25 protein-coding genes are annotated in these 25,749 nt (G+C 68.5%); 11 read left to right on the top strand and 14 right to left on the bottom strand.

Annotated features, from left to right (window positions below):
- From AC25Y0_RS03590 to AC25Y0_RS03575, 4 genes are read left to right on the top strand one after another with little or no spacing between them, the layout of a single operon-like run.
- On the top strand, positions 1-1,047 hold the full coding sequence (locus tag AC25Y0_RS03590; protein WP_488134198.1) for a FecCD family ABC transporter permease: 1,047 nt from the start codon (positions 1-3) through the stop codon (positions 1,045-1,047).
- Positions 1,044-2,069, top strand: a complete 1,026-nt coding sequence (locus tag AC25Y0_RS03585) for a FecCD family ABC transporter permease (RefSeq protein ID WP_488123017.1) — start codon at positions 1,044-1,046, stop codon at positions 2,067-2,069. The genes AC25Y0_RS03590 and AC25Y0_RS03585 overlap by 4 nt, the downstream gene beginning before the upstream one ends.
- Positions 2,066-2,908, top strand: a complete 843-nt coding sequence (locus tag AC25Y0_RS03580; protein ID WP_488134197.1) for an ABC transporter ATP-binding protein — start codon at positions 2,066-2,068, stop codon at positions 2,906-2,908. Before AC25Y0_RS03585 ends, AC25Y0_RS03580 begins: the two co-directional genes overlap by 4 nt.
- Positions 2,893-3,804 (top strand): siderophore-interacting protein, encoded by a 912-nt coding sequence (locus tag AC25Y0_RS03575; RefSeq protein ID WP_488123015.1) that lies wholly within the window; start codon positions 2,893-2,895, stop codon positions 3,802-3,804. Before AC25Y0_RS03580 ends, AC25Y0_RS03575 begins: the two co-directional genes overlap by 16 nt.
- Here AC25Y0_RS03575 and AC25Y0_RS03570 read toward each other — a convergent pair.
- Genes AC25Y0_RS03570 through sufB form a run of 7 tightly spaced genes read right to left on the bottom strand, consistent with a single transcriptional unit; the run spans position 3,774 to position 10,405 of the window.
- Positions 3,774-5,135 (bottom strand): MFS transporter, encoded by a 1,362-nt coding sequence (locus AC25Y0_RS03570; protein ID WP_488134196.1) that lies wholly within the window; start codon positions 5,133-5,135, stop codon positions 3,774-3,776. The genes AC25Y0_RS03575 and AC25Y0_RS03570 overlap by 31 nt on opposite strands.
- A 26-nt stretch (positions 5,136-5,161) precedes the next feature.
- Entirely contained in the window at positions 5,162-6,322 is a 1,161-nt protein-coding gene (locus AC25Y0_RS03565; protein WP_488123013.1) for a MalY/PatB family protein, read from the bottom strand.
- Positions 6,323-6,341: 19 nt separating this feature from the next.
- The gene (locus AC25Y0_RS03560) at positions 6,342-6,671 is read right to left on the bottom strand and encodes a metal-sulfur cluster assembly factor (RefSeq protein WP_488123012.1); all 330 of its coding nucleotides are present in this window, start codon (positions 6,669-6,671) and stop codon (positions 6,342-6,344) included.
- A gap of 9 nt (positions 6,672-6,680) precedes the next feature.
- Complete coding sequence (sufC, locus tag AC25Y0_RS03555; protein ID WP_488123011.1) at positions 6,681-7,472, bottom strand: Fe-S cluster assembly ATPase SufC; 792 nt, start codon at positions 7,470-7,472, stop codon at positions 6,681-6,683.
- On the bottom strand, positions 7,473-7,799 hold the full coding sequence (locus AC25Y0_RS03550) for a non-heme iron oxygenase ferredoxin subunit (RefSeq protein ID WP_488123010.1): 327 nt from the start codon (positions 7,797-7,799) through the stop codon (positions 7,473-7,475).
- Complete coding sequence (sufD, locus tag AC25Y0_RS03545) at positions 7,796-8,986, bottom strand: Fe-S cluster assembly protein SufD (RefSeq protein WP_488134195.1); 1,191 nt, start codon at positions 8,984-8,986, stop codon at positions 7,796-7,798. Before sufD ends, AC25Y0_RS03550 begins: the two co-directional genes overlap by 4 nt.
- Positions 8,987-10,405: a Fe-S cluster assembly protein SufB gene (sufB, locus tag AC25Y0_RS03540; protein ID WP_488123008.1), complete on the bottom strand. Its 1,419-nt coding sequence runs from the start codon at positions 10,403-10,405 to the stop codon at positions 8,987-8,989.
- A 247-nt stretch (positions 10,406-10,652) separates the two neighbouring features.
- On the opposite strand from sufB, the gene AC25Y0_RS03535 reads away from it, so the two are divergent.
- Complete coding sequence (locus AC25Y0_RS03535; protein ID WP_488134194.1) at positions 10,653-11,624, top strand: COX15/CtaA family protein; 972 nt, start codon at positions 10,653-10,655, stop codon at positions 11,622-11,624.
- Between the two features lie 289 nt (positions 11,625-11,913).
- On the opposite strand, the gene AC25Y0_RS03530 is transcribed toward AC25Y0_RS03535, so the two are convergent.
- A complete protein-coding gene (locus AC25Y0_RS03530) occupies positions 11,914-12,840 on the bottom strand; it encodes a heme o synthase (RefSeq protein ID WP_488123006.1) in 927 nt (308 codons plus the stop codon).
- Between the two features lie 228 nt (positions 12,841-13,068).
- Between AC25Y0_RS03530 and tkt the strand changes: the two genes are divergently transcribed.
- Genes tkt through pgl form a run of 6 tightly spaced genes read left to right on the top strand, consistent with a single transcriptional unit; the run spans position 13,069 to position 21,170 of the window.
- Positions 13,069-15,150 (top strand): transketolase, encoded by a 2,082-nt coding sequence (gene tkt, locus AC25Y0_RS03525; RefSeq protein WP_488123005.1) that lies wholly within the window; start codon positions 13,069-13,071, stop codon positions 15,148-15,150.
- Positions 15,147-16,265, top strand: coding sequence for a transaldolase (tal, locus tag AC25Y0_RS03520; RefSeq protein ID WP_488123004.1), 1,119 nt, complete (start codon positions 15,147-15,149; stop codon positions 16,263-16,265). The genes tkt and tal overlap by 4 nt, the downstream gene beginning before the upstream one ends.
- Positions 16,262-17,884, top strand: a complete 1,623-nt coding sequence (locus AC25Y0_RS03515) for a glucose-6-phosphate isomerase (RefSeq protein WP_488123003.1) — start codon at positions 16,262-16,264, stop codon at positions 17,882-17,884. Before tal ends, AC25Y0_RS03515 begins: the two co-directional genes overlap by 4 nt.
- A 13-nt stretch (positions 17,885-17,897) precedes the next feature.
- Positions 17,898-19,448 carry a glucose-6-phosphate dehydrogenase gene (gene zwf, locus AC25Y0_RS03510; RefSeq protein WP_488134193.1) on the top strand — a complete coding sequence of 517 codons (1,551 nt, stop codon included), beginning with the start codon at positions 17,898-17,900 and terminating at the stop codon, positions 19,446-19,448.
- The gene (locus tag AC25Y0_RS03505; RefSeq protein ID WP_488123001.1) at positions 19,445-20,398 is read left to right on the top strand and encodes a glucose-6-phosphate dehydrogenase assembly protein OpcA; all 954 of its coding nucleotides are present in this window, start codon (positions 19,445-19,447) and stop codon (positions 20,396-20,398) included. The genes zwf and AC25Y0_RS03505 overlap by 4 nt, the downstream gene beginning before the upstream one ends.
- The gene (gene pgl / locus AC25Y0_RS03500) at positions 20,391-21,170 is read left to right on the top strand and encodes a 6-phosphogluconolactonase (protein ID WP_488123000.1); all 780 of its coding nucleotides are present in this window, start codon (positions 20,391-20,393) and stop codon (positions 21,168-21,170) included. Before AC25Y0_RS03505 ends, pgl begins: the two co-directional genes overlap by 8 nt.
- Here pgl and AC25Y0_RS03495 read toward each other — a convergent pair.
- The 6 genes from AC25Y0_RS03495 to AC25Y0_RS03470 all read right to left on the bottom strand — a co-directional run bounded on the left by AC25Y0_RS03495 (position 21,164) and on the right by AC25Y0_RS03470 (position 25,736).
- A complete protein-coding gene (locus AC25Y0_RS03495) occupies positions 21,164-21,517 on the bottom strand; it encodes an RNA polymerase-binding protein RbpA (RefSeq protein WP_488122999.1) in 354 nt (117 codons plus the stop codon). The genes pgl and AC25Y0_RS03495 overlap by 7 nt on opposite strands.
- The gene (gene secG / locus AC25Y0_RS03490; RefSeq protein ID WP_488122998.1) at positions 21,517-21,768 is read right to left on the bottom strand and encodes a preprotein translocase subunit SecG; all 252 of its coding nucleotides are present in this window, start codon (positions 21,766-21,768) and stop codon (positions 21,517-21,519) included. Before secG ends, AC25Y0_RS03495 begins: the two co-directional genes overlap by 1 nt.
- A gap of 125 nt (positions 21,769-21,893) precedes the next feature.
- Positions 21,894-22,685, bottom strand: a complete 792-nt coding sequence (gene tpiA / locus AC25Y0_RS03485) for a triose-phosphate isomerase (RefSeq protein ID WP_488122997.1) — start codon at positions 22,683-22,685, stop codon at positions 21,894-21,896.
- The gene (locus AC25Y0_RS03480; protein WP_488122996.1) at positions 22,676-23,890 is read right to left on the bottom strand and encodes a phosphoglycerate kinase; all 1,215 of its coding nucleotides are present in this window, start codon (positions 23,888-23,890) and stop codon (positions 22,676-22,678) included. The genes tpiA and AC25Y0_RS03480 overlap by 10 nt, the downstream gene beginning before the upstream one ends.
- A gap of 9 nt (positions 23,891-23,899) precedes the next feature.
- A complete protein-coding gene (gene gap / locus AC25Y0_RS03475) occupies positions 23,900-24,904 on the bottom strand; it encodes a type I glyceraldehyde-3-phosphate dehydrogenase (RefSeq protein ID WP_488122995.1) in 1,005 nt (334 codons plus the stop codon).
- A gap of 211 nt (positions 24,905-25,115) precedes the next feature.
- Positions 25,116-25,736, bottom strand: coding sequence for a superoxide dismutase (locus AC25Y0_RS03470; protein ID WP_488122994.1), 621 nt, complete (start codon positions 25,734-25,736; stop codon positions 25,116-25,118).
- Positions 25,737-25,749: the final 13 nt, after the last annotated feature.

Here is a 25,749-nt window from a genome sequence, read left to right as displayed (position 1 = left end):
ATGAGCGGCGCGCGTCTTCAGGCACCGCTGCCGGATGCCCCCGCACTGCGGCGTCCGGCAGCCGTGCGCGCGACCTGGCTGGCGGTCGGGGTCGTCGTGCTGCTCGGCCTGTGCGTCGCGTCCGTCTCGTTCGGAGTGCGCAGCGTATCGCTCGAAGAGATCCTCGCCGGCCTCGGCGGCGCCACCGACAGCATCGATCAGGCCGCCGTGGTCAACCGCCTGCCCCGCACGGTTCTCGCGATCGTGGTGGGAGCTGCACTGGCGCTGTCCGGAACCACCATGCAGGCGGTCACCCGCAATCCGCTCGCCGACCCGGGCATCCTCGGCGTCACGGGCGGGTCGGCGCTCGCGGTCGTGATCGGGATCGCGTTCTTCGGCCTCACCGACCCGTATGCCACGATGGCCGCCGCGATCGTCGGCGCGGCCGTCGCGGCCGTCTTCGTCTACACCGTCGGCTCCCTGGGTCGAGGCGGCGCCACTCCCCTCAAGCTCGCTCTGGCCGGTGCGGCGACCTCGGCGGCGTTCCTCTCGATCGTGAGCGCCGTTCTGCTGCCGCGCGTGGACATCATCGAGACCTTCCAGTTCTGGCAGATCGGCGGCGTGGGCGGAGCCACGTGGGACCGGATCGCGACCGTGGTCCCCGTCCTCGGCATCGGCGCGGTGCTGGTTCTGGCGACGGCGCGCGGAATGAACTCCCTCGCCCTGGGCGACGACCTCGCGACGGGCCTCGGCGAGAACGTCGCCCGAACGCGTATCGTCGCTTCGATCGGCGCGGTCGTCCTGTGCGGCGCGGCCGCGGCCGTGGCCGGACCGATCGCGTTCGTGGGCCTCGTCGTCCCGCATCTGTGCCGGATGCTGGTGGGCACCGATCATCGGTGGCTGCTGCCGGCGGCCGCCCTGGTGGGCGGATGTCTGCTGGTGGCCGCCGACACGGTAGGCCGTGTCGTGGCTCGCCCGAGCGAGATCGAGGTCGGTGTCATCACCGCCCTGATCGGTGCGCCGTTCTTCATCTGGATCGTGCGACGCCAGAAGGTGCGGGAACTGTGAGCGTCGCCGTCATCGTCGCGGGGCGCCGTGCCCGTGCGCGCCGTCGTCATGTCCGCACCGCCGCGTTGGCCATCGCCATCGCCATCGTGTTCGCCGTGTCCCTCATGATCGGCAACACCTTCTACGGCCCCGTCGATGTGCTCCGCGTCCTGTTCGGCGAGACGGTGCCGGGTGCGAGCTTCACGGTCGGCGAGCTCCGGCTTCCGCGAGCCGTGCTCGCTCTGCTCGCGGGACTCGCGTTCGGCATCGCCGGCGTGACCTTCCAGACGATGCTGCGCAACCCGCTCGCCTCGCCGGACATCATCGGCATCGATGCCGGCGCGAGCGCCGCCGCAGTGTTCGGGGTCGTGGTTCTGTCGGTGAGTGGACCCACCGTCTCGCTCCTGGCGCTCACCGGCGGCATTCTGACCGCGTTCGCGATCTACCTACTGTCCCATCGCGGCGGTTTCGCCGGGACGCGCCTCATCCTCATCGGCATCGGTGTCGCCGCGATGCTGGACGCCGCGATCACCTACCTGCTCTCGCGGGCATCGTCCTGGGATGTGCAGACGGCGCTGACGTGGCTCACCGGCAGCCTTTCGGGCGCCTCGTGGGCCGCCGTCCTCCCTCTCGCCATCGCGTGCGCCGTCGTGGCTCCGATGCTGATCGCCGGCGGACGGAATCTGAACGTGCTTCGGCTCGGTGACGACGCCGCCATGTCCCTCGGTGTCCCCGCGCGCCGCACCCGCATCCTCCTCATCCTGGGCGCGGTCGCCCTGCTCGCCTTCGCGACCGCAGCGACCGGCCCGATCGCGTTCGTCGCGTTCATGTCCGGACCGATCGCCGCGCGAATCGTGGGTCCCGGCTCCGCGCTCCTGCTTCCGTCGGCGCTCGTGGGCGCCGTCCTCGTGCTCACCGCCGACCTCGTCGGTCAGTATGCGCTCGGCACGCGCTACCCCGTCGGCGTCATCACGGGCGTCCTCGGCGCGCCGTACCTGATCTACCTCCTCATCCGCACGAACCGCTCCGGAGGATCGCTATGAGTGCGACGCACACCCTCGCCGCCGAGGACCTCACTCTCGCCTACGGCGACCGCACGGTCGTGCAGGCTCTGGACCTGCAGGTCCCCCCCGCCCGGGTGACCGCCATCGTCGGGGCGAACGGGTGCGGCAAGTCGACCATCCTGCGCGCCCTCGCCCGGCTGCTGACGCCGCGACGGGGGCAGATCGTGCTGGACGGCAAAGCGCTCACCACACTCGCCTCTAAAGAGATCGCGCGGATCATCGCGATGCTGCCGCAGGATCCGACCGCTCCGGACGGTATCGCGGTGGCCGATCTGGTGGGTCGCGGCCGTCACCCGCATCAGAAGCTCCTGGCCCGCTGGAGCCCGCACGACTATGAAGTGGTGGCGCAGGCGCTCGCCGCGACGGGCACCGCAGACCTCGCGGACCGGGCCGTCGATGAGCTGTCCGGAGGGCAGCGACAGCGGGTGTGGATCGCCATGGCGCTCGCGCAGGAAACCGATGTCCTGCTGCTGGACGAGCCGACGACGTTCCTCGACGTCGCCCACCAGGTGGAGGTGCTCGATCTGCTGACCGACCTCAATCGCGACCGGGGCACGACCATCGTCATGGTGCTGCACGACATCAATCTCGCCGCTCGGTACGCCGACCACGTCATCGCCGTGCGGGCGGGTCGCATCGTGGCAGCGGGACCACCGGCCGCCGTCATCACGAGCGCCCTGATGCGCGAGGTCTTTCAGCTGGAGAGCCTCGTGGTGAAGGATCCGCTCTCGGGCAGCCCCATCGTGATCCCCCGCGGGCGCCACCACATCCTCGACCATCCCCTATCGACGGGAGACGACCCATGGCCGCCTCGATGAGCACGTCGCGGTTCTTCCGCGCCACGGTGCGGAGCATCACCGACCTGACCCCGAGCTTTAGGCGTTTCACCTTCACCGGTGAGGACCTCGCCGACTACGGCGACCCGGGGCTCGACCAGCGGATCAAGATCGTCTTCCCGACCCCCGGAGCGGGACTTGAGGCCATGCCCCGCAGCGAGGACTGGTACACGCGGTGGCGTGAGCTCGACGAGACCGCCCGGCCGCCGTTTCGCACCTACACGACCCGCGCCGTGCGTCGCGAGCGCTGCGAGGTCGACGTCGACATGGTCGCCCACAGTGTGCTCGGGCCCGCCTCGGCGTGGATCGCCGACGCCCGGATCGGTGACGAGGTGCTCATCTACGCCCCCACGACCGCGCACACCGGGGTCAGCTACGGCATCGACTTCGTTCCCCCCGCGGTCACCGGTGCGCATCTGCTCGCCGGCGATGAGACGGCGGCTCCCGCGCTCGCCGTCATCCTCGAGCAGCTCCCCCACGATGCCCGCGGTGTCGTCGTGCTCGAAGTGCCCGACGAGCGTGACATCGACTATCTGCCCCGCCACCCGGGGTTCGAGTACCTCGTCGCCGCGCGACGCGACGAGCACAGCCGCCATGAGCATCTGGTCACATCCGTGCAGGATGCGGCATCCCGCCTCACTCCCGCGGGACACGGCGCCGACGTCGAGGAGATCGACATCGACCGTGACATCCTCTGGGAGGTCCCGCGCACGGCGAAAGGCGGCGCCGCCCTAAAGAAAGCGCCGGTGTACGCGTGGCTCGCGGGCGAGGCCGGGGCCATCAAGAGCCTGCGGCGGCACCTCGTGACCGATCGGGGCGTCGACCGGCGTGCGGTCGCCTTCATGGGCTACTGGCGCGTGGGCAGAGCCGAGGCCTGACGACTCCGCTCGTTCGCATGACCGAGCCGCAGCCCGGGAACGAGCGCGAGCACGGCGAGCACGCCCGCCAAGGCGAAGACGGCGGTGAACCCCGCGCCCGAGCCGCTGAGGGCCGTGAACACGAGACCCATGACCGCGATCGTCGTCGCCGAGCCCACGGCATCCGAGATCGACAGCGCCGATGAGTTGAAGCCCTGGTTGCCCGGCGTCGAGTACGCCAGCGTGAGTACCGTGAGCCGCGGGTACATGAGCCCCATGCCGCCGCCCGCGAGGGCCCAGCCCGCGATGAGCAGCCCGGGCGGCAGGTGAGCGAGCGCCGTGAGCCCCGCCAGCACGATCGCGGCGACCAGCTGTGCGCTGCCCAGGAGTGTGATGCGGGCATTGCCGATGCGGTCGCCGAACCGGCCCTGCACGTCAGCGGCGATCGCCCACGTGACAGCTGCGGCCGTGAGCCCGAGCCCGGCCCAGGTCGGCGAGAAGCCGTATTCGTCGATCAGCAGGTACGGAAGGTAGATCTCGGCGCCGAACAGCGCCCCCGCGATGAGCCCGCGCATGAGCACGACGCTCGGCAGTCCGCGCCCCGAGACGAGCGTGCGCGGCGGCAGCAGCGGCCTCGCCGCGAGGGCGATCACGACAGCGGATGCCGCCACGACGACCCACGCTCCCGCGCCGAGTTCGCCCGCGAGGCTCAGAGCCAGGGCGCCCACGGCGACGGCGACGGCGCACAGGATGCGCGGGGCGACCCGCCCCGTCGCGGGTTCATCGGTGTGAAGCGGAAGCCCCCGCAGGCGGGTCACCACCATCGTGAAGGCCACGACGGTGAGGCCCGCGACGCCGAGGAACACCCAGCGCCAGTGCAGGAACTCCGTGACCGCTCCCGCGAGGAACGGACCGATGAGCGACGGCACGACCCACGCGGCGGAGAATGCCGCGAAGACCCGACCGTGCAGCTCGGGCGGATAGACGCGGGCGACGACGACATACAGGGCGACCGTCTGCCCTCCCGTGCCGAGGCCCTGCACGAGCCGTCCGGCGACGAGCAGTTCCATCGTGGGAGCGGCGCCGGCGATGACGAGACCGATGACGAACAGCACGACCGCCGTCGCGAGAGGAGCGAGCACTCCCCCGCGATCGCACCACGCGCCGACGGCGACCATGCCGATGACGCTCGTGGCGAGGGTGCCGGCGAAGGCGACGGCGTACAGTGCCTCGCCGGACAGATCGGCGCTGACGACCGGCATGACGGTCGTGACGGCGAGTGACTGCATCGCCGCGAGGAAGATCAGCGCGACGGCGCCGATCGTGACCCAGACGTAGCGAGCGCTCCACACGCTCTCACCTCGGTGGGTCGGCGCCGTCACTTCTCCACCAACGCGGCGACGCGCCGGATGGCTTCGCGCAGCATGTCGGGCGCGCAGCCGAAGTTGATCCGCACATGCCCCACGCCCTGCTCTCCGAACTGCGGACCGAAGTGGAAGGCCACCTTCGCGTCGCGCAGGATGCGACGCCCCGGGTCGTCACCCCATCCGTACGCCGACAGGTCGACCCACGCGAGGAAGCCGGCGTCGGGAATCCGGTAGCGCGCGCCGGGCAGGTGTTCGGCGAGCAGATCGGCCAGCAGCCGGCGGTTGATGTCGAGAGCGACCAGCTGCGCATCGAGCCAGTCGTCGCTGTCGCCTGAGAAGGCCGCGATCGCCGCGAGGGCGCCGAAGTGCGCCGTGCGCCACTCGACCTCGTCGGGAAGCGAGCGCACAACGGCGGAGCTCTCGTCGGAGTCGGTGACCATGAGGGCGCATTTCAGACCGGCGAGGTTGAACGCCTTGCTCGCCGAGACGAACGCGAAGCCGACCCGCGCGGCGGCGGGCGAGGCGGACAGGAACGGCGTGAATACGACATCGGGCTGCGTGAGCGGAGCGTGGATCTCGTCGCTGAGCACGACGGCTCCGTGCCGCTCGGCGATGTCGGCGAGCTGGGCGAGGTCGGCCCTCGAATGCACCGTGCCCGTCGGGTTGTGCGGGTTGCACAGCAGCACGGCCCGCGCGCCGGCCGCGAGGGCGGACTCGATCCCCGCGAGATCCAGCTGCCATCCGGCATCCGATTCGCGCAGCGGCACGGTCTCGACGACGGCACCCGCTTCGGGGATGCAGTCGAAGAACGGCGGATACACGGGGGTCGTCACGACGACCCGATCGCCGGTGGCCGTGACGCGTCGCAGCACTTCGACGATCCCCATCATGACGTCGCACGTCGTGCGAGCGCGCCCGGGGTCGACTTTCCACCCGAACCGGCGCTGCGCGAAGCCCGCGTACGCCGTCGCCACGCCCGTGCCGGGCGCGGAGTATCCGGTGTCGCCGAGCTCGACGGCACGAGACAGCGCGGCGGTGATGGCCGGCGCGGGTGCGAAGTCCGTCTCGGCGACGAACAGCGGCAGGACGTCGTCGGGATACGCGCGCCACTTGACGCTCGTGCGCTGCCGAAGACGTTCGACGGGAAGGGCCTCAAGGGGGGTCACGCTCACCGCGCAAGCCTACCCAAGGTCAGATCGCGAAGCCGAGCGCCCGCATCATGTCACGGCCGTCGTCGGTGATGCGCTCGGGGCCCCACGGCGGCATCCACACCCAGTTGATGCGGAAGCGGTCGACGACCTCGTCGAGGGACTGCGCCGTCTGCTCCTCGAGCACGTCGGTCAGCGGGCAGCCCGCCGACGTCAGCGTCATGTGGATCACGAGAGCGTCGTTCTCCTCGTCCCACGCGAGGTCGTAGATGAGACCGAGGTCGACGACGTTGATCCCCAGTTCGGGATCCATGACGTCCTTGAGCGCTTCGATGACCTCTTCGTACTTCTCGGGTGCGAGCGTTGCGGACATACGGCGATCCTAAGCGTCGGCTGCGGCGAGGTCGGTGCCCGAGCCCGCCGACGGGTCGAGGAACCGGTCGTAGCCCTCGTTCTCGAGACGATCGGCCAGTTCGGGGCCGCCCTCTTCGACGATGCGCCCGCCGACCATGACGTGGACGTGGTCGGGGTGGATGTAGCGCAGGATGCGCGTGTAGTGCGTGATGAGCAGCACACCGAGGCCGGTTTCGGCCTTGGCGCGATTGACGCCCTCGGAGACGATCTTGAGCGCGTCGACGTCGAGGCCCGAGTCGGTCTCGTCGAGAACGGCGATCTGAGGCTTCAGCAGTTCGAGCTGCAGGATCTCGTGGCGCTTCTTCTCGCCGCCCGAGAAGCCCTCGTTGACGTTGCGCTGGGCGAATTTGCCGTCCATGCGCAGGTTCTTCATGGCCTGCTTGACGTCCTTCGTCCACGTGCGGATCGCGGGCGCTTCGCCTTCGATCGCCGTCTTGGCGGTGCGCAGGAAGTTCGTCACCGTCACACCCGGGATCTCGACGGGGTACTGCATCGCCAGGAACAGTCCCGCACGAGCACGCTCGTCGACGGACATCTCGAGGACATCTTCGCCGTCGAGCGTGATGGTGCCGCTGACGACCTCGTACTTGGGGTGACCGGCGATCGTGTAGGCCAGGGTCGACTTGCCCGAGCCGTTGGGTCCCATGATGGCGTGGGTCTCACCCTTGCGGATCGTGAGGGTCACACCGTTGAGGATGGGCGTGGTGCCGGCATCCGTCTGGACCGTCACGTACAGGTCGCGGATCTCGAGGACAGACATTCAGACTTCCTTCTTCAAAGCGGGGTCGATGAGCACGTCGTCGCCGTCGATCTCGACGGCATAGACCGGGACGGGCTCATACGCAGGGAGGTTGAGGGGCTTGCCGGTGCGCAGCGAGAAGGCCGAGCCGTGGGCCCAGCACTCGAGCGTCTCACCGTCGACGAAGCCCTCGGACAGCGAGATGTCACCGTGCGTGCACACGTCGCCGATCGCGTGCACTTCGCCGCTGGAGTCGAGCACGAGTGCCATCGCCACGCCGTCCACCTCGACACGACGGGCTTCGTCCTGGACGAGGTCGCTCAGCGCGCATACGCGGGTCGCGCTCACGGGGCCGTCTCACCCTCGAGTTCGCGCTCGATGGCGGCGGACAGCTCTGCTTCGAGATCGGCGATGCCGATCTTCTGGACGATCTCGGTCAGGAACCCGATCACGACGAGGCGTCGCGCCTCGGCTTCGGGGATCCCACGAGCCTGCAGATAGAACAGCTGCTCATCGTCGAAGCGACCCGTCGCACTCGCGTGCCCGGCGCCCTGGATGTCACCCGTCTCGATCTCGAGGTTCGGCACCGAGTCGGCGCGGGCGCCGTCGGTGAGGATCAGGTTGCGGTTGGCCTCGTACGAGTCGGTGCCGACGGCATCCCGCCCGATGAGCACATCGCCCACCCATGCGCTGCGCGCGGACTGACCCTGCAGCGCGCCCTTGTAGAGCACGTCGCCACGCGTCTGCGGCCCCTTGTGGTGCAGGTACACCTGGCTCTCGAGGTGCTGGCCGGCGTCGGCGTACGACAGACCGTACAGTTCACCCTGAGCGCCGGGGCCTGCGAGCTCGACCGAGGGGTTGACGCGCACGACGCCCCCGCCGAAGCTCACGACGAAGTGGCGCAGAAACGCGTCCTTGTCGACGCGGGCCTGATGGGATGCCGCGTGCACGGCGTCGTCGTTCCACTGCTGCACCGAGATGACGTCGAGGCGCGCACCGTCGCGCACGATGATCTCGATGTTCTGCGCGTGGTGGGCCGACCCGACGTGGCGGAACAGCACGGTCGCGCGCGAGTTCGGCATCGCCTCGATGACGACGTGGGCGTGTGCGATTCCGCCGGTGCCGCGCAGGTCGACGACGATCGGCTGATCGAGCTCGACGCCGGCGGGGATCCGCAGCAGGGGAGCGTCGGCCTCCTGCTTCCACGCGATCGCCGACGGCCGGTCCTCGGGGGTGAAGACGTCGCCGCGCGGGGACTGGCCGACCTCGAGAGTCAGCTGCTCGACCTCGTCGGGTGCGTCGACGGAGACCTCGATGACCTCGCGCGGGCCCGCCTCATCGGCGAACAGGGGCGCGAGCCGGTCAAGCGGTGCGTATTTGAAGCCGACGTCGCGGGCCGTGGGCACCGCGAAGTCCGCGGGGTCGAACGACCAGGGCCGTTCGGACCGCGTCTGCACGGGGACGAATGCCCCGGCACCGTCTGAGTGCGCTCGAGAACCCGGCACCGTCGTGGGTGCCTGTGTCAGGGCCGTCATCTAGCCGACCGATCCTTCCATGCCCATCTCGATGAGCTTGTTGAGTTCCATCGCGTACTCCATGGGAAGCTCGCGCGCGATCGGCTCGATGAAGCCGCGCACGATCATCGCCATCGCCTCTGCCTCGGGCAGGCCGCGCGACTGGAGGTAGAACAGCTGTTCCTCGCTGACTTTGGACACCGTCGCCTCGTGGCCGAGCTGCACGTCGTCGACGCGGATGTCGATCGCGGGGTAGGTGTCAGAACGCGAGATGGTGTCGACCAGCAGCGCGTCGCAGACGACCGAGTTCGCCGAGTGATGCGCTCCGGGCTCGACACGGACCTCGCCGCGGTAGCCCGTGCGACCGCCACCGCGGGCGATCGACTTCGACACGATCGACGACTGCGTGTACGGCGCCATGTGCACCATCTTCGCGCCGGCATCCTGGTGCTGACCGGGGCCCGCGAACGCAACCGACAGGGTCTCGCCCTTCGCGTGCTCACCCATGAGGAAGATCGACGGGTACTTCATCGTCACCTTGGAGCCGATGTTGCCGTCGACCCACTCCATCGTCGCGCCCTCGTGCGCGACGGCACGCTTCGTGACGAGGTTGTAGACGTTGTTCGACCAGTTCTGGATCGTCGTGTAGCGCACGCGGGCGTTCTTCTTCACGATGATCTCGACGACGGCCGAGTGCAGCGAGTCGCTCTTGTAGATGGGTGCCGTGCAGCCCTCGATGTAGTGCACGTACGAGCCCTCGTCGGCGATGATGAGGGTCCGTTCGAACTGGCCCATGTTCTCGGTGTTGATCCGGAAGTACGCCTGCAGCGGGATCTCGACATGCACGCCGGGCGGCACGTAGACGAACGATCCGCCCGACCACACGGCCGTGTTGAGCGCCGCGAACTTGTTGTCGCCGGCGGGGATGACCGTTCCGAAGTACTCCTGGAAGAACTCGGGGTGCTCGCGCAACGCCGTGTCGGTGTCCATGAAGATGACACCCTGCTGCTCCAGGTCTTCGCGGATCTGGTGATAGACGACCTCGGACTCGTACTGCGCGGCGACGCCGGCGACGAGGCGCTGGCGCTCAGCCTCGGGGATGCCGAGCTTCTCGTACGTCTCGCGGATCTCGGCGGGGAGGTCTTCCCAGGACTGTGCCTGCTTCTCGGTCGAGCGCACGAAGTACTTGATGTTGTCGAAGTCGATCGCGCTGAGGTCTGCGCCCCACGTCGGCATCGGCTTGCGGCCGAAGAGCTGATAGCCCTTGAGCCGGGTCTTCAGCATCCACTCGGGTTCGTCCTTGAGGGCCGAGATGCCGCGTACGACGCTCTCATCGATCCCTCGCTTGGCGATGGCACCCGCGGGATCCGCGTCGTGCCATCCGAACTCGTAGACACCCAGCCCATCGAGCTCCGGGCGGTCGATCAGCACATCTGACATCGTCACACTCTCCTCTGGGCCTCAACGGTTTCATCCGCCCCGGCATTCCACTCACATGATGTATTCGAAGGAATGGATGCCGCTGGTGGGCCCCTCAAGTGGCGCTGTGCTTCGCGCCTAGACTGTCTATGGATCTCGGCGCTTCGAGCGACCGCATCCGACTTCACGATTCTACAGGGTTTGCCCGCGCTCGCGGGCGAGGCGCCCTGCTCCGCCGCCGCACCGGAGTCGACCCGCAGGAGAAACAATGTCCGTGCAGACGCTCATCGCTCCGACACCGCGCTGGTTGCCCGACCGCGTCGATCGGCGCGTCCGCGTCTTCGCGTGGCTGTCGTTCCTCGCAGAGGTGCTCATCATCGGCACGGGCGGTGCCGTGCGACTCACCGGGTCGGGCCTCGGCTGCCCCACGTGGCCCAACTGCACGGCAGATTCGCTCGTGCCGACGCCAGAAATGGGCATCCACGGGGTGATCGAGTTCGGCAACCGAACCCTGACGGGGCTCGTCGGCATTCTCGCCCTCATCGTCGTCGTGCTCCTCTGGCGCCTGCGCCGTTCGCGCCGCGACCTCTTCGTGCTCGCCCTGATCGTGGTGGGCGGCGTCGTCGCGCAGGCGGTCGTCGGCGGGATCACGGTCTTGACGGGGCTGAACCCCTTCATCGTCGGCTTCCACTACGTCGCGTCCGTCATGCTCGTATGCGTCACGGCGGCCTTCCTCGTCCGGATGCGGCAGGAACCCGGTCCGCGCGTCCTCGCCGTGCCGCGGTGGTACGCCCTGGTCGCTCGTGTCACGACCTTCGCCGTCGCCCTGACGATCTTCTTCGGCGTGCTCACGACGGGCGCCGGCCCGCACTCGGGTGACGCGGACGCGGGGCGCAGCGGCTTCAACGCCGAAGTGCTCGAGCATGTCCACGCGTGGCCCGGGTACATCCTGTTCGCGCTCACGGTCATCCTGCTCGTCGGCTCGTGGGCGCGGCGCTCGGCCGTTCCGAGCCTCGCTCTGTGGACGGCGCTGCTGCTCGTCGCCGAACTCGTGCAGATCGGCGTCGGCCTCTACCAGGCCCGCAACGGACTGCCCGTCCTCGCCGTCGGCGTGCACATGGTGCTCGCCGCCCTCACGGCCGCCGTGATGACCGTCGTCATCCTGCACCTCAAGATGCCGCAGGCCGCGATCGACGCCGAGCTCGCGACTCGCGCGCCCGAGGCATCCCGCCCCCTCTGACGCACCGCGCCCGGGTCTCCGAGCGCACGGTCCCCGACGGGCCACGATCCCCGACCGGGTACCGCGGGGACTGACCGTGCCGTGGCGACCTGACCGTGCCGGAAGATCCGACAGGCTCAGAGACCACCGGTCATCGACCGGGCATCCCTTCCCGAAGTCACCATCCGCTCTGCAGACGGACACACCAGCGCGTGGGTCGGCGACGGACCGATGCACCGGATGGTTCGGTGCGCGCACCAGCCGACGTCACGGATGCCCCGCATAGCGCGGCGGGCGTCTGATCCGCGGGCTAGAAGGGCAGCAGCGGGTCGACGGCGATCGCGACGAAGAGCAGCGTCAGGTAGGTGATCGACGCGTGGAAGACACGCATGGGGCGGGGCTCGGTGCCCCGCACAGCGCGGCTGTACAGGCGGTGCGACTCGTAGATGAACCAGCCACCGAAGACGACGGCCGAAACCGAGTACACGAGTCCCATGTGCGCGACGGGGATGAGCAGCAGCGAGCACGCGACGGTCGCCCACGCGTACAGGATGACCTGCAGGCCGACCTGCGAGCCGTTGCGCGTCGCGCCCAGCATGGGCACAGCGACGTCTTCGTAGTCGACCTTGTACTTCATCGACAGCGGCCAGTAGTGCGGCGGCGTCCACAGGAATACGACGGCGAACAGGATGATGGGAGGCCACGCGAGCGACCCCGTGACGGCCGTCCAGCCGATCAGCACGGGGAAGCATCCGGCGATGCCGCCCCACACGATGTTCTGCTCGGTGCGGCGCTTGAGGATCATCGTGTAGATGACGACGTAGAAGAAGATCGCGCCGGCCGACAGCGTCGCGGCGAGCCAGTTCGTCGTGGCCAGCAGCCACAGCGTCGACACCACGGCGAGCACCCACGAGAAGATGAGGGCGCCACGCGGTGACACCTCGCCCGTCACGAGGGGGCGGTTGACCGTTCGCGCCATGTGCGCGTCGATGTCGCGATCGAGGTACATGTTGAACGCGGCGGCCGACCCGGCGCTCATCGAACCGCCGATGACGGTGGCGAGCACGAGCCAGAGGTTCGGCAGGCCGTTCTGGGCGAGGACCATGACCGGCACCGTCGTCACGAGCAGCAGCTCGAGCACGCGCGGCTTGGTCAGCTGCACATAGGCACGGATCGTCTGTCCGAGGGGGCGACGGGTGGCGGAAGTCGCAGTCGTCCGCAGTGTCGTCGTGTCCATCGCTCCCGCTTTTTCGCCCGCCAGAGAATCCCTCCAAGTCTAGGCCATGGGGCGTCCGCCCTCCCCCGCCGTGAGCGGGACGCCCTGCGTCGCGGTCGTATCGTCGCCGGTGCATGCGCCTTCGCTATGCTGAAACCACACGCGCGCCCCGCACCGGCTGTGTCTTCGCGGACGCGGTCTGCTTACCGGCTTCGGCGGGCGCAACCCCTCTTTCTGGAAGGCGGCCGGGTGTCGGATCTGCAGTGGGATGAAATCGATCGGCGCGCGGTGGACACCGCGCGAATCCTCGCGGCGGATGCCGTCGAGAAGGTGGGCAACGGCCACCCGGGAACGGCGATGAGCCTGGCCCCGGCGGCGTACCTGCTGTATCAGCGGGTGATGCGCCACGATCCGACCGACACAGATTGGCTCGGACGCGACCGCTTCATCCTCTCGGTCGGGCACTCCTCGCTCACCCAGTACGTGCAGCTGTACCTCGGCGGCTTCGGACTCGAGCTCGACGACCTCAAGAGCCTGCGCACGTGGGGCTCGAAGACCCCGGGTCACCCCGAGCACGGTCACACCGACGGCGTCGAGATCACCACCGGGCCGCTGGGGCAGGGCCTGGCTTCGGCCGTCGGCTTCGCGTATGCGGCGCGCTACGAGCGGGGTCTCTTCGACCCGGATGCCGCGGCGGGAACGAGCCCCTTCGACCACTTCGTCTACGTCATCGCCGGCGACGGCGACCTGCAGGAGGGCGTCACGAGCGAGGCATCCTCTCTCGCCGGCCACCAGCAGCTGGGCAACCTGATCGCGATCTACGACTCCAACCAGATCTCGATCGAGGACGACACCAACGTCGCCTATTCCGAAGACGTCGCCGCCCGCTATGAGGCGTACGGCTGGGACGTGCGCACGGTGGACTGGAAGAAGTCCGGCGAGTACGTCGAAGACATCGCCGAACTGCACGCCGCAATCGAGGCCGCGAAGGCCGAGACCGGCAAGCCGTCCCTCATCATTCTGCGCACGATCATCGGCTGGCCGTCCCCCGGCAAGCAGAACACGGGCAAGATCCACGGTTCGGCGCTGGGCGCAGACGAGCTCGCCGCGACGAAGTCCGTCCTCGGCTTCGACCCCGAACAGTCCTTCGTCGTCGCCGACGATGTCATCGCGCACACCCGCCGGCTCGCCGAGCGCGCACGGGAAGACCGCGCCGCCTGGCAGGAGTCGTTCGACGCGTGGGCCGCGGCGAACCCCGAGCGCAAGGCGCTGCTGGACCGGCTTGAGGCGGCAGCTCTGCCCGAGGATCTGGCCGACGCGCTGCCGAGCTTCGAAGCAGGCAAAGAGGTCTCGACGCGCGCTGCGTCAGGCCTCGTCCTCAATACCCTCGCCGAGCACCTCCCCGAGCTGTGGGGCGGTTCGGCCGACCTCGCCGAATCCAACCTCACGACGATCAAGTCCGCCAAGTCGTTCATCCCGTCCGAGTGGTCCACGACCGAGTGGTCCGGCGACCCTTACGGTCGGGTGCTCCACTTCGGCATCCGCGAGCACGCGATGGCCGCGATCGTGAACGGCATCGTGCTGCACGGGCCCACCCGGGCGTACGGCGGCACGTTCCTCATCTTCAGTGATTACATGCGGCCGGCCGTGCGTCTGGCGGCCCTCATGAACGTGCCGTCGGTGTTCGTGTGGACGCATGACTCGGTCGCCCTCGGCGAGGACGGCCCCACGCACCAGCCGATCGAGCAGCTCGCGACGCTGCGCGCGATCCCGAACCTCGCGATCGTGCGCCCCGCCGACGCTAACGAGACCGCCGCCGCGTGGCTTGAGATCCTGCGGCGTCACGGGGGCCCCGCCGGCATCGCACTCACCCGTCAGAACATCCCGGTGTTCCCCCGCGGCGAGGACGGCTTCGCCACGACCGACGGCGTCGCCAAGGGTGCCTACGTGCTCGTGGACGCCCCCGACGGCAACCCGGACGTCCTCCTCATCGCGACGGGTTCCGAAGTGCAGCTCGCCGTCGAGGCGCGCGACACGCTCGCTGCCGAAGGCGTGCAGGCGCGCGTCATCTCTGCGCCGTCACTCGAGTGGTTCGCCGAGCAGGACGCGGCCTACCGCGAATCGGTCCTCCCCGCCGCCGTCAAGGCGCGCGTCTCCGTCGAGGCCGGCCTCGCACTCACGTGGCGCGACATCGTCGGCGACACCGGCCGCTCGGTCTCGATCGAGCACTTCGGTGCCTCGGCCGACTACAAGACGCTCTTCCAGAAGTTCGGCATCACCGCCGAAGCGGTCGTCGAGGCGGCCCGCGAAACCCTCAAGGAGAACGCATGAGCACTCCCACCCAGAAGCTGTCCGAAGCAGGCGTGAGCATCTGGCTCGACGACCTCTCGCGCTCACGGATCACGTCCGGCAACCTCGCCGAGCTGATCGAGACCCGCAACGTCACGGGCGTCACGACCAACCCCAGCATCTTCCAGGCGGCCATCGGCGGCGGCGCCGAGGCCTACAGTGCCCAGATCGCCGAACTCGCGGCATCCGGGGCCGACGTCGACGAGGCGATCTTCGCCGCGACGACCGATGACGTGCGCGACGCGGCCGAAATCTTCCGGCCCGTCTACGACGCCACGAGCGGTGTGGACGGCCGCGTGTCGATCGAAGTCTCTCCCGATCTCGCGCACGACACGGCAGGCACGATCGCGCAGGCCAAGCAGCTGTACTCACGCGTCGGGCGTGACAACGTCCTGATCAAGATCCCCGCGACGAAGGCCGGTCTGCCCGCCATCACGGAGGTCATCGCGGCAGGCATCAGCGTCAACGTCACGCTGATCTTCAGCCTGGAGCGCTACGCAGAGGTCATCGATGCGTACCTCGAAGGTCTCGAGCGCGCTTTCTCGGCCGATTTCCCCCTCGCATCGATCCACTCCGTCGCGTCGTTCTTCGTCTCGCGCGTGGACACCGAAGTCGACAAGCGGCTGGTCGAGATCGGCAGCGAGGAGGCGCTCGCGCTCAAGTCCCTCGCGGGCGTCGCGAACGCGCGCCTCGCGTACGAGCTCTACGAGCAGAAGTTCGCCGAGCCCCGCGCTCGCAAGCTCATCGAGCTCGGCGCCAACGCCCAGCGCCCCCTGTGGGCCTCGACCGGCGTCAAGGAGCCCTCACTCCCCGACACGCTCTACGTGACCGAGCTCGTCACCCCCGGCACCGTCAACACGATGCCCGAGAAGACGCTCGAGGCGACGTTCGACCACGGCGAGATCGCCGGCGATACGGTGACCGGAACCTACGAGGCCGCGCACAAAGTGTTCGCCGATCTCGCGACCGTCGGCGTCGACTTCGCCGATGTCACGCAGGTGCTAGAAGACGAGGGCGTCGACAAGTTCATCGCGTCGTGGCACGACCTGCAGCAGACCGTGTCCGATGCCCTGACGAACGCGAAGGAAACCCGATGAGCTTCGATATCCACCTCAGCGGCCAAGTCAAGTCCGTCGTCGAGGCCACACTGCCGGCCCTCGTCGAGAGCCTCGTCGCCTCGGGCATCACCGCGGGCGACCCCACCCTGTGGGGGCCCGCAGCCGAAGCCGAGGCGTCTCAGCGTCTCGGCTGGGTTCAGGCGGTCAGCGTATCGCGTCCGCTCGTGCCCGAGATCGAGGCCCTGCGCGCAGAACTCGTGGCGAAGGGCGTGACCCGGGTCGTGCTCGCCGGCATGGGCGGCTCCTCGCTCGCCCCCGAGGTCATCGCCCAGACGGCGGGCGTGCCGCTCGTCATCCTCGACTCCACGGCCCCCGGCCAGGTGCTCGCCGCGATCGACGGCGACGCCGAGGCCGGCGGTCTCGACCAGACCGTGCTCGTCGTGTCGTCCAAGTCCGGATCGACCGTCGAGACCGACTCGGCCAAGCGCGCCTTCGAGGCCGCGTTCCGCGACATCGGCATCGATCCGCTCGAGCGCATCGTCGTCGTGACCGACCCCGGCTCCCCGCTGGACATGGCCGCTCGCGCGGACGGCTACCGCGTCTTCAACGCCGACCCGACCGTCGGCGGCCGCTACTCAGCCCTCACGGCGTTCGGTCTCGTGCCGTCCGGCCTCGCCGGCGTCGACATCTCGGAGATCCTCGACGAAGCCGAGGCGACGCTCCTCGAAGTCTCGATCGACAGCCCGGACAACCCCGCGCTCGTTCTGGCCGCCGCGATCACCGGCTCCCAACCGCGCCGCGACAAGCTCGGTCTCATCACCGACGGCACGCACGTCGTGGGCCTGCCCGACTGGATCGAACAGCTCGTCGCCGAGTCGACGGGCAAGAACGGCACCGGCATCCTTCCCGTCGTGCTGCTGCCCGTCTCGCCCGAGGTCGAGAGAACGCCCGAAGACATGCAGATCGTGCGACTCGTCGACGAGGCAAAGCAGTTCCACCTGTTCGAGCACCACGAGGGCGAAGTGCTCGTGAGCGGCTCGCTCGGGGCTCAGTTCGTCGTGTGGGAGTACGCCACCGTGATCGCCGGGCGGATGCTCGGGATCAATCCCTTCGACCAGCCCGATGTCGAATCGGCCAAGATCGCCACGCGGGGGCTGCTGGACGCACGCCCCGAGCCGACGGCTCCTGCCTTCGCCGTCAACGGCGTCGAGGTGCGCGTCTCGGACCCCGAGCTCGCAGCATCCGGAACCCTCGCGGGCGTGCTCGACGCCCTGTGGTCCCGGATCCCTGCCGACGGCTACGTCGCGGTGCAGGCCTATGTCGACCGTCTGCGCCTGCCGCAGCTGCAGGGACTTCGCGAACTCGTCGCGGCCGATTCGGGCCGTCCGACGACCTTCGGCTGGGGTCCGCGCTTCCTGCACTCGACCGGTCAGTACCACAAGGGCGGCCCCGCGACGGGTGTGTTCCTGCAGATCATCGAGCAGACCGACGTCGACCTCGAGATCCCCGGACGGCCGTTCACCTTCGGTCAGCTGATCCAGGCACAGGCGGCCGGTGATGCGAGCGTGCTCGCCGACGGGCACGGACGCCCCGTCGTGACGCTCACGCTGACCGATCCGCAGGCCGAAGTGCTCACGCTCTTCGAAGCTGCCCAGTAGGAGCCTCCCCCCTATGACCGTGGAAGTCTCTCGCGGACGCAATCCGCTCCGCGACCCCGATGACCGCCGCTTGAACCGGATCGCAGGGCCCAGCGCCCTGGTGATCTTCGGGGTGACCGGCGATCTGTCGCGCAAGAAGCTCATGCCGGCGGTGTATGACCTCGCCAACCGCGGGCTCCTTCCTCCGGGCTTCGCCCTCGTGGGGTTCGCTCGCCGCGACTGGGCCGACCAGGACTTCGCCGAGGTCGTGTACGAGGCCGTGCGCCAGCATGCACGCACCGAGTTCCGTGAAGAGACCTGGCAGCAGCTCATGCAGGGCATCCGCTTCGTGCAGGGCGAGTTCGATGATCCGAAGGCCTTCGAGCGCCTGCGTGAGACCGTCGACCGCCTCGACGTCGAACGCGGCACGATGGGCAACCACGCGTTCTACCTGTCCATCCCGCCGAAGGACTTCCCCGTCGTCGCCGAGCAGCTGAAGTCCTCCGGGCTCGTCGATGACACCGCCGACCAGCCGGAGCGCTGGCGACGCGTCGTGATCGAGAAGCCGTTCGGGCACGACCTCGACTCGGCGCGGGCACTGAACGACGCGCTGCGCGCGGCGTTCCCGACCGATTCGATCTTCCGGATCGACCACTATCTCGGCAAAGAGACGGTGCAGAACATCCTCGCGCTGCGGTTCGCGAACGAGCTCTACGAGCCCATCTGGAACCGCAACTACGTCGATCACGTGCAGATCACGATGGCCGAGGACATCGGTGTGGGCGGCCGGGCGGGCTACTACGACGGCATCGGCGCGGCACGCGACGTCATCCAGAACCACCTGTTGCAGCTGCTCGCCCTGACAGCGATGGAGGAACCCAACTCGTTCGACGCGCGGGATCTGCGGGCTGAGAAAGAGAAGGTGCTCGCCGCCGTCACGCTGCCCGAAGACCTCTCGCGCTCGACGGCGCGAGGACAGTACGCGGGTGGCTGGCAGGGCGGTGAGAAGGTGCTCGGCTTCCTCGAGGAAGACGGCATGAACCCGCAGTCCACGACCGAGACGTATGCCGCCATCACGCTCGAGATCAACACGCGCCGCTGGGCGGGCGTGCCGTTCTACCTGCGCACGGGCAAGCGCCTCGGACGACGCGTCACCGAGATCGCCGTCGTGTTCAAGCGCGCTCCCGAACTGCTCTTCCCGTCGAACCAGACCTCTGGTCAAGGGCAGAACGCGCTCGTCATCCGCGTGCAGCCAGACGAGGGCGTCACGATCCGCTTCGGCTCGAAGGTGCCCGGCGCCGGCGTGCAGGTGCGCGACGTCACGATGGACTTCGGCTATGGCCACGCCTTCACCGAGGCGAGTCCCGAAGCCTACGAGCGGCTCATCCTCGATGTGCTCCTAGGCGACCCGCCGCTTTTTCCGCGTCACGAAGAGGTTGAGCTCTCGTGGAAGATCCTCGACCCGATCGAGGAGTTCTGGGCGCAGCAGAGCGGCCCCGTGGAGCAGTACTCCCCCGGGTCGTGGGGCCCGCCATCCGCGGACGCCATGCTCAGCCGCGACGGACGAGCCTGGAGGCGCCCGTGATCGTCGATCTGCCCGACACGACTGTCAGCAAGATCTCCCGCTCGCTCGTCAACGTGCGAGAAGAGGGCGGTGCCGTGGCCCTCGGGCGCGTGCTCACCCTCATCATCCTCACGAACGAGCATGAGATGGAAGAAGCCATCGAAGCCGCCAACGATGCGTCGCGCGAGCATCCGATGCGCGTCATCGTGCTGATGTTCGATGAGGATGCCTCCGAGGCTCGGCTCGACGCGCAGATCCGTGTCGGCGGCGACGCCGGAGCGAGCGAGGTCATCACGCTCCGCGTGTTCGGCGAAGCCGGCTCGTCGAACCGCGAGAGCCTCGTGACGGGGCTGCTGCTGCCGGATGCGCCCGTCGTCGCGTGGTGGCCGAACGCGACGCCCGAGTCCCCCTCGCAGACCTCGATCGGCCGCATCGCGCAGCGACGCATCACCGATGCAGCGACCAAGACCGACCCGTCGAGCTTCGTCGCCCATCTGGGGCAGACGCACGCGCCCGGCGACACCGACCTCGCATGGACGCGTCTCACGCACTGGCGCGAACAGCTCGCCGCCGTCCTCGACCAGCCTCCGTACCAGCCCGTCACCGCGGTCGAGGTGCGCGGCGCGGCCACATCCCCATCGACCGCACTGCTCGCGGCCTGGCTGCGCCTTGCGCTCGATGTCCCCGTGAACTGGCAGTACCTGCCCGAGGACGAATGGGCCGAGGGCATCAAATCCGTGCGTCTCGCACGGGCTGACGGCGACATCCTGCTCGAGCGTTCGAGCCCGGCGGTCGCCTGCCTGACGCAGCCCGGCCAGCCGCAGCACGACCTCGTGCTGCCCCGGCGAACGCTGCGCGAATGCCTCGCGGAAGAGCTCCGCAGGCTCGGTCCGGACGTCCTGTATGGTCGAGTGATCACTGAGGGCTGGGCGCTCTTGGACACCGGTGCGACGCAGGAGATCCATGGCTGAGTTCGAGGGTGAGAAGCGGGTCGTCATCGCGGCCGACCCCGAGGAACTCGCGACCGCCGTCGCAACGCGACTGGTCACCCTGATCCTCAAGCGGACCGCGCGCGGCAAGACCGTGCACGTCTCGCTGACCGGTGGCTCGATGGGCGGCCGGGTGCTGAGCACAGCGGGTCAGGATGACCGCATGGCCGACATCGACTGGTCGCTCGTGCACTTCTGGTGGAGCGACGAGCGTTTCGTGCCGAACGGGCATGACGAACGCAACGACGTGCAGTCACGGCGCGCGCTTCTGACCGCGCTCGACATCCCCGCCGAGAACATCCACGCTGCCGCCGGCAGCGACGAGGGTATCGACCTCGACGCGGCGGCCGAGCGCTACGCTGCAGAGCTTGCGCGCTTCGGCACCCCCGAGCAGCCGTGGCCGTCGTTCGACGTGTGCTTGCTCGGCGTCGGACCCGACGCTCACATCGCGTCCCTGTTCCCCGACCGCGCCGAGATCCAGGTGACCGACCGCGCAGTACTCGGCGTGCGCGACTCGCCCAAGCCTCCGCCCGAGCGCATCACGATGACGCGACCCGTCATCAACGCCTCGCAGCGCGTGTGGCTGGTCCTCGCCGGCGCCGACAAGGCAGCAGCACTCGGACTCGCTCTCGCGGGGGCGAGCTACGAAAGTGTGCCCGCGGGGGGCGCCAAAGGCCGCAAGCGCACGGTCTTCTTCGTCGATGACGCAGCGGCGGGACAGGTTCCCCCCGAGCTCATCGACCGCGACTACTGACCGCGGCGCTCGCGAAGCTGCGAAAGCGCGTCACCGAGAAGGGCATCGGCCTCTTCTTCGGTACGGCGTTCCTTCACGTAGGCCAGGTGAGTCTTGTAGGGCTCGGTCTTGGCCAGCGCCGGCGGATTCGCCTTGTCGCGGCCGGCCGGAAGGCCCGAGTGCGGAGAGTCGATCGTCTCGGGAATCTCTTCGTCGGCGATGCCCGCCGCGAAGTAGCGGACGGTCTCATTGCCGAGGGCATCCCAATACGACACGGCGACGCGGTCGGCGTGGAAGCCGTGGTCCTGCTCGCCCATGGGGCCGGCACCTACGCGGGTGCCGCGGATCGCGTTTCCTCCGGAGGCCATCAGACGAGGCCCTGGAACTTGTTCAGGAGGCCCAGCGCCACGATCGACAGGAACCACGCGAAGGCGAGGATCACCGTGAACCGGTTGAGGTTGCGTTCGGCGAGGCCCGACGAGCCCATCGACGACGTCATACCACCGCCGAACATGTCGGAGAGACCGCCGCCGCGCCCCTTGTGGAGCAGGATGAGGAGGGTCAACAGGAGGCTCGTGATGCCGAGAAGCACCTGGAGGACGAACTCGAGGATCTGCACAGTCGTTGAAGCCTTTCGCCGCGATCTCCCAGCGATCGCACAAGGGTCAAGTATAGGGGGCGGGCGCCCAGGTATCGACAGGCGCGTCGGCAAAGTCGGATCGCCGACGGCGCCTGTCACATCATTCAGACACCGACGTGCTTCTGGAATCGGATGATTGCGGCGAACTCGTCGACGACGAGACTCGCTCCACCGACGAGAGCCCCGTCGACATCGGGTTCGCGCATGAAGCTCGCGATGTTGGCGGCTTTGACCGACCCGCCGTAGAGGATGCGTGTGCGGGCGGCGGCCTCGGCGCCCAGCTTCGCGGCCACGACCTGACGGAGCTGGGCGCAGACCTCCTGAGCCTGCTCGGGCGTCGCAGCCTGTCCCGAGCCGATCGCCCAGACCGGCTCGTACGCCACGACGATGTCAGCCTCGGGTGCGACGCCCTCGAGGGCCACCTCGAGCTGGCCGACGGGCACGGCGCTCGCGCCGAACTTTTCGAGGTCTTCGGACGTCTCGCCGACGCAGATGACCGGGGCGATGCCGTGACGCAGGGCCGCCTTCACCTTGGCAGCCACGATCTCGTCGGTCTCGTCGTGGTACTGACGCCGCTCGGAGTGGCCGATGATGACGTACGCGTTGTCGAGCTTGGCAAGGAACGCCCCCGAGATCTCGCCCGTGTACGCGCCCGAATCGTGCGCGGACAGATCCTGGGCACCGAGGGCGAACGGGATCTTGTCGGCGTCGATGAGGGTCTGCACCGTGCGGATGTCGGTGAACGGCGGGAACACCGCCACCTCGACCGACCCGTCTTCGTGCTTGGCGTCCTTGAGCGCCCAGTGCAGCTTCTGAACGAACGCGACCGCCTGCAGATGGTCGAGGTTCATCTTCCAGTTGCCCGCAATGAGCGGAGTGCGTGTCGTCACTGCCATCCGAGGACCTCCAGTCCGGGAAGTTTCTTGCCTTCGAGGAACTCGAGGCTCGCCCCGCCCCCGGTCGAGATGTGGCCGAACTCCTCGTCGGTGAAGCCCAGCTGCCGCACGGCCGCTGCGGAGTCCCCGCCTCCGACGACGGACAGACCGTCGACCTCGGTGAGCGCCTTCGCGACGGCCTTGGTTCCGGCAGCGAACGCCGGCATCTCGAAGACCCCCATGGGGCCGTTCCAGAACACCGTCGCGGATTCGCGGATGACGTCGGCGAACGTGACCGCGGTACGCGGACCGATGTCGAGCCCCATGCCCGAAGAGCCGTAGGGGGTGTCCTCGAGGTGCGCCACGTCGGCGACGACGTGCGCCGCATCCGCGGCGAACGACTCGGCCATGACGACGTCGACGGGCAGCACGAGCTGAACACCGTGCTGCTTCGCTGCGGCGATGTAGTTCTTCACTGTCTCGAGCTGGTCCGCTTCGAGCAGGCTGGCCCCGACGGAGTAGCCCTCGGCGGCAAGGAACGTGTACATCATGCCGCCGCCGACGAGCAGCCGGTCCACGCGCGGCAGCAGGTGCTCGATGACGCCGAGCTTGTCGCTCACCTTGGATCCGCCGAGCACGACCGTGTACGGCCGCTGCGGGTTCTCAGTGAGGCGATCGAGCACATCCACCTCGTTCTCGATCAGCAGCCCCGCAGCGCTGGGCAGCAGCTCGGCGAGCTCGTAGACCGAAGCCTGCTTGCGGTGCACGACGCCGAACCCGTCCGAGACGAGCGCGTCGCCCAGGCTCGCCAGCTGTTCCGCGAAGGCGCGGCGCTCGGCGGCATCCTTCGATGTCTCACCCGGCTCGAACCGCAGATTCTCGATCACGGCGACGTCGCCCTCTTCGAGGGCCGCGACGGCCTCGTGGGCGGAATCGCCCACGGTGTCGCGCGCGAACGCGACGGGCTTGCCGAGCAGTTCGGACAGCCGCTGTGCGACCGGCTCGAGGCTGTACGCGGGGTCGGGCTTGCCGCCGGGCCGGCCGAGGTGCGAGCAGACCACCACCCGGGCACCCTGGTTGATGAGGGCGTTGAGCGTGGGCAGCGAGGCTCGCACGCGGCCGTCGTCGCCGATCACGCCGCCCTTGAGGGGCACGTTCAGGTCGCAGCGAACGATGACGCGCTTGCCAGCGAGCGTCCCGAGCGAATCAATGGTGCGCAGGGTCATAGGACGATCCTAGAGACGATCGGCGACGTACTCGGTGAGGTCGACGAGACGGTTCGCGTATCCCCACTCGTTGTCGTACCAGCCGACGATCTTCACCTGGTTGCCCATGATGCGGATGAGGCCCGCGTCGAAGATGCACGAGTGCGGATCGGTCACGATGTCGCTCGAGACGATCTCGTCTTCGGTGTACTTCAGGATGCCCTTGAGCGGTCCCTCTGCGGCTGCCTTGTACGCCGCCTTGATCTGTTCGACCGTGACGCCGTCACGCGTCTCGATCGTCAAATCGGTGGCCGAGCCCGTCGGCACCGGCACGCGCAGCGCGAAGCCGTCGAGCTTGCCCTTGAGCTCGGGCAGCACGAGGCCGATCGCCTTGGCTGCGCCGGTGGAGGTGGGGACGATGTTGAGGGCCGCAGCACGCGCGCGGCGCAGGTCCCGGTGCGGGCCGTCCTGCAGGTTCTGGTCGGCCGTGTACGCGTGCACCGTCGTCATGAGGCCGCGCTTGATGCCGAACTCGTCGTTGAACACCTTCGCCATCGGCGCGAGGCAGTTCGTGGTGCACGACGCGTTCGAGATGATGTTCATGGTCGCGGGGTCGTAGTCCTGCTCGTTCACGCCCATGACGAACGTGCCGTCCTCGCCCTTCGCGGGTGCCGAGATGAGCACCTTCTTGGCGCCGCCCTCGATGTGCTTTCGCGCGTCGTCCGCGTTCGTGAAGCGACCCGTCGACTCGATCACGATGTCGACCCCGAGGTCGCCCCACGGCAGGTTCGCCGGGTCGCGCTCTTCGAAGACCTTGATCGTCTTGTCGCCGACCGTGATCGAGTCTGCGCTGTGCGACACGTCCGCGTCGAGTCGACCGAGGATCGAGTCGTATTTGAGCAGGTGGGCAAGCGTCTTGTTGTCAGTGAGGTCGTTCACCGCGACGATGTCCACGTCCGCGCCCTGAGCGAGCGCTGCGCGGAGGTAGTTGCGTCCGATGCGGCCGAAGCCGTTGATGCCGATCTTGACGGTCACGGTATCTCCCGTTTTCTCGTCGCGCCGGGGCCCGGATCGGCGTCCCTGTCACGCGATCTCCCTTGAACGGAAGGATGTTCCCACCAGCCCGCATGACGGGGCCACCGGGGCATCCTCGCCGCCTCCGACCCTAGCGCAGGGTGCACCCCGCGAGTAGGGCCGGACAGAAAAAACCGCCCGGCGCGGTGGCGCCGGGCGGTTACAGAAAAGCTCAGACGAGCAGACCTGCGGTCTTCTCGCGCGCCGTCGCGAAGCGACGCTGCACGTCGTCCCAGTTGGCGATGTTCCAGAACGCCTTGACGTAGTCGGCACGCACGTTCTTGTAGTCGAGGTAGTACGCGTGCTCCCACACATCCAGGAGCAGAAGCGGCACGGTGCCCGCCGCGAACTGCGACTGCTGGTCGAAGAACTGCTGGATGATGAGGTTCTCGCCGATCGAGTCCCAGAACAGGCCTGCCCAGCCCGATCCCTGCACGCCGAGCGCGGCTGCGCCGAAGTGAGCCTGGAACTTGTCGAACGACCCGAAGTGATCGTCGATCGCGGACTCGAGGTCACCCGTGGGCTTGTCTCCGCCGTTCGGCGAGAGGTTCTTCCAGAAGATCGAGTGGTTCGTGTGGCCGCCGAGGTTGAACGCGAGGTCCTTCTCGAGCTTGTTCACGTTCGAGAAGTCGCCCTTGTCACGCGCCTCGGCGAGCTGCTCGAGAGCAGTGTTCGCGCCGGTCACGTAGGCCTGGTGGTGCTTGTCGTGGTGCAGCTGCATGATCGTCGCACTGATGTGCGGCTCAAGCGCTGCGTAGTCGTACGGGAGGTCGGGAAGCGTGTAGGTCGCCATGTTCTCTTCTTCC

The organism is Microbacterium sp. Y547, assembly GCF_057669785.1.
Note: the sequence above shows the minus strand (reverse complement) of the source record. Positions and strands in the feature narration are given on the sequence as shown.

What these genes read in the sequence shown, in the direction of transcription:
- AC25Y0_RS03590 (WP_488134198.1), top strand. Translation starts at nt 1, where the DNA reads ATGAGCGGCGCGCGTCTTCAGGCACCGCTGCCGGATGCCCCCGCACTG.
- AC25Y0_RS03580 (WP_488134197.1), top strand. Translation starts at nt 2,066, where the DNA reads ATGAGTGCGACGCACACCCTCGCCGCCGAGGACCTCACTCTCGCCTAC.
- AC25Y0_RS03575 (WP_488123015.1), top strand. Translation starts at nt 2,893, where the DNA reads ATGGCCGCCTCGATGAGCACGTCGCGGTTCTTCCGCGCCACGGTGCGG.
- AC25Y0_RS03560 (WP_488123012.1), bottom strand. Translation starts at nt 6,671, where the DNA reads ATGTCCGCAACGCTCGCACCCGAGAAGTACGAAGAGGTCATCGAAGCG.
- sufC (WP_488123011.1), bottom strand. Translation starts at nt 7,472, where the DNA reads ATGTCTGTCCTCGAGATCCGCGACCTGTACGTGACGGTCCAGACGGAT.
- sufD (WP_488134195.1), bottom strand. Translation starts at nt 8,986, where the DNA reads ATGACGGCCCTGACACAGGCACCCACGACGGTGCCGGGTTCTCGAGCG.
- sufB (WP_488123008.1), bottom strand. Translation starts at nt 10,405, where the DNA reads ATGTCAGATGTGCTGATCGACCGCCCGGAGCTCGATGGGCTGGGTGTC.
- AC25Y0_RS03535 (WP_488134194.1), top strand. Translation starts at nt 10,653, where the DNA reads ATGTCCGTGCAGACGCTCATCGCTCCGACACCGCGCTGGTTGCCCGAC.
- AC25Y0_RS03530 (WP_488123006.1), bottom strand. Translation starts at nt 12,840, where the DNA reads ATGGACACGACGACACTGCGGACGACTGCGACTTCCGCCACCCGTCGC.
- tal (WP_488123004.1), top strand. Translation starts at nt 15,147, where the DNA reads ATGAGCACTCCCACCCAGAAGCTGTCCGAAGCAGGCGTGAGCATCTGG.
- AC25Y0_RS03515 (WP_488123003.1), top strand. Translation starts at nt 16,262, where the DNA reads ATGAGCTTCGATATCCACCTCAGCGGCCAAGTCAAGTCCGTCGTCGAG.
- zwf (WP_488134193.1), top strand. Translation starts at nt 17,898, where the DNA reads ATGACCGTGGAAGTCTCTCGCGGACGCAATCCGCTCCGCGACCCCGAT.
- pgl (WP_488123000.1), top strand. Translation starts at nt 20,391, where the DNA reads ATGGCTGAGTTCGAGGGTGAGAAGCGGGTCGTCATCGCGGCCGACCCC.
- AC25Y0_RS03495 (WP_488122999.1), bottom strand. Translation starts at nt 21,517, where the DNA reads ATGGCCTCCGGAGGAAACGCGATCCGCGGCACCCGCGTAGGTGCCGGC.
- tpiA (WP_488122997.1), bottom strand. Translation starts at nt 22,685, where the DNA reads ATGGCAGTGACGACACGCACTCCGCTCATTGCGGGCAACTGGAAGATG.
- AC25Y0_RS03480 (WP_488122996.1), bottom strand. Translation starts at nt 23,890, where the DNA reads ATGACCCTGCGCACCATTGATTCGCTCGGGACGCTCGCTGGCAAGCGC.
- AC25Y0_RS03470 (WP_488122994.1), bottom strand. Translation starts at nt 25,736, where the DNA reads ATGGCGACCTACACGCTTCCCGACCTCCCGTACGACTACGCAGCGCTT.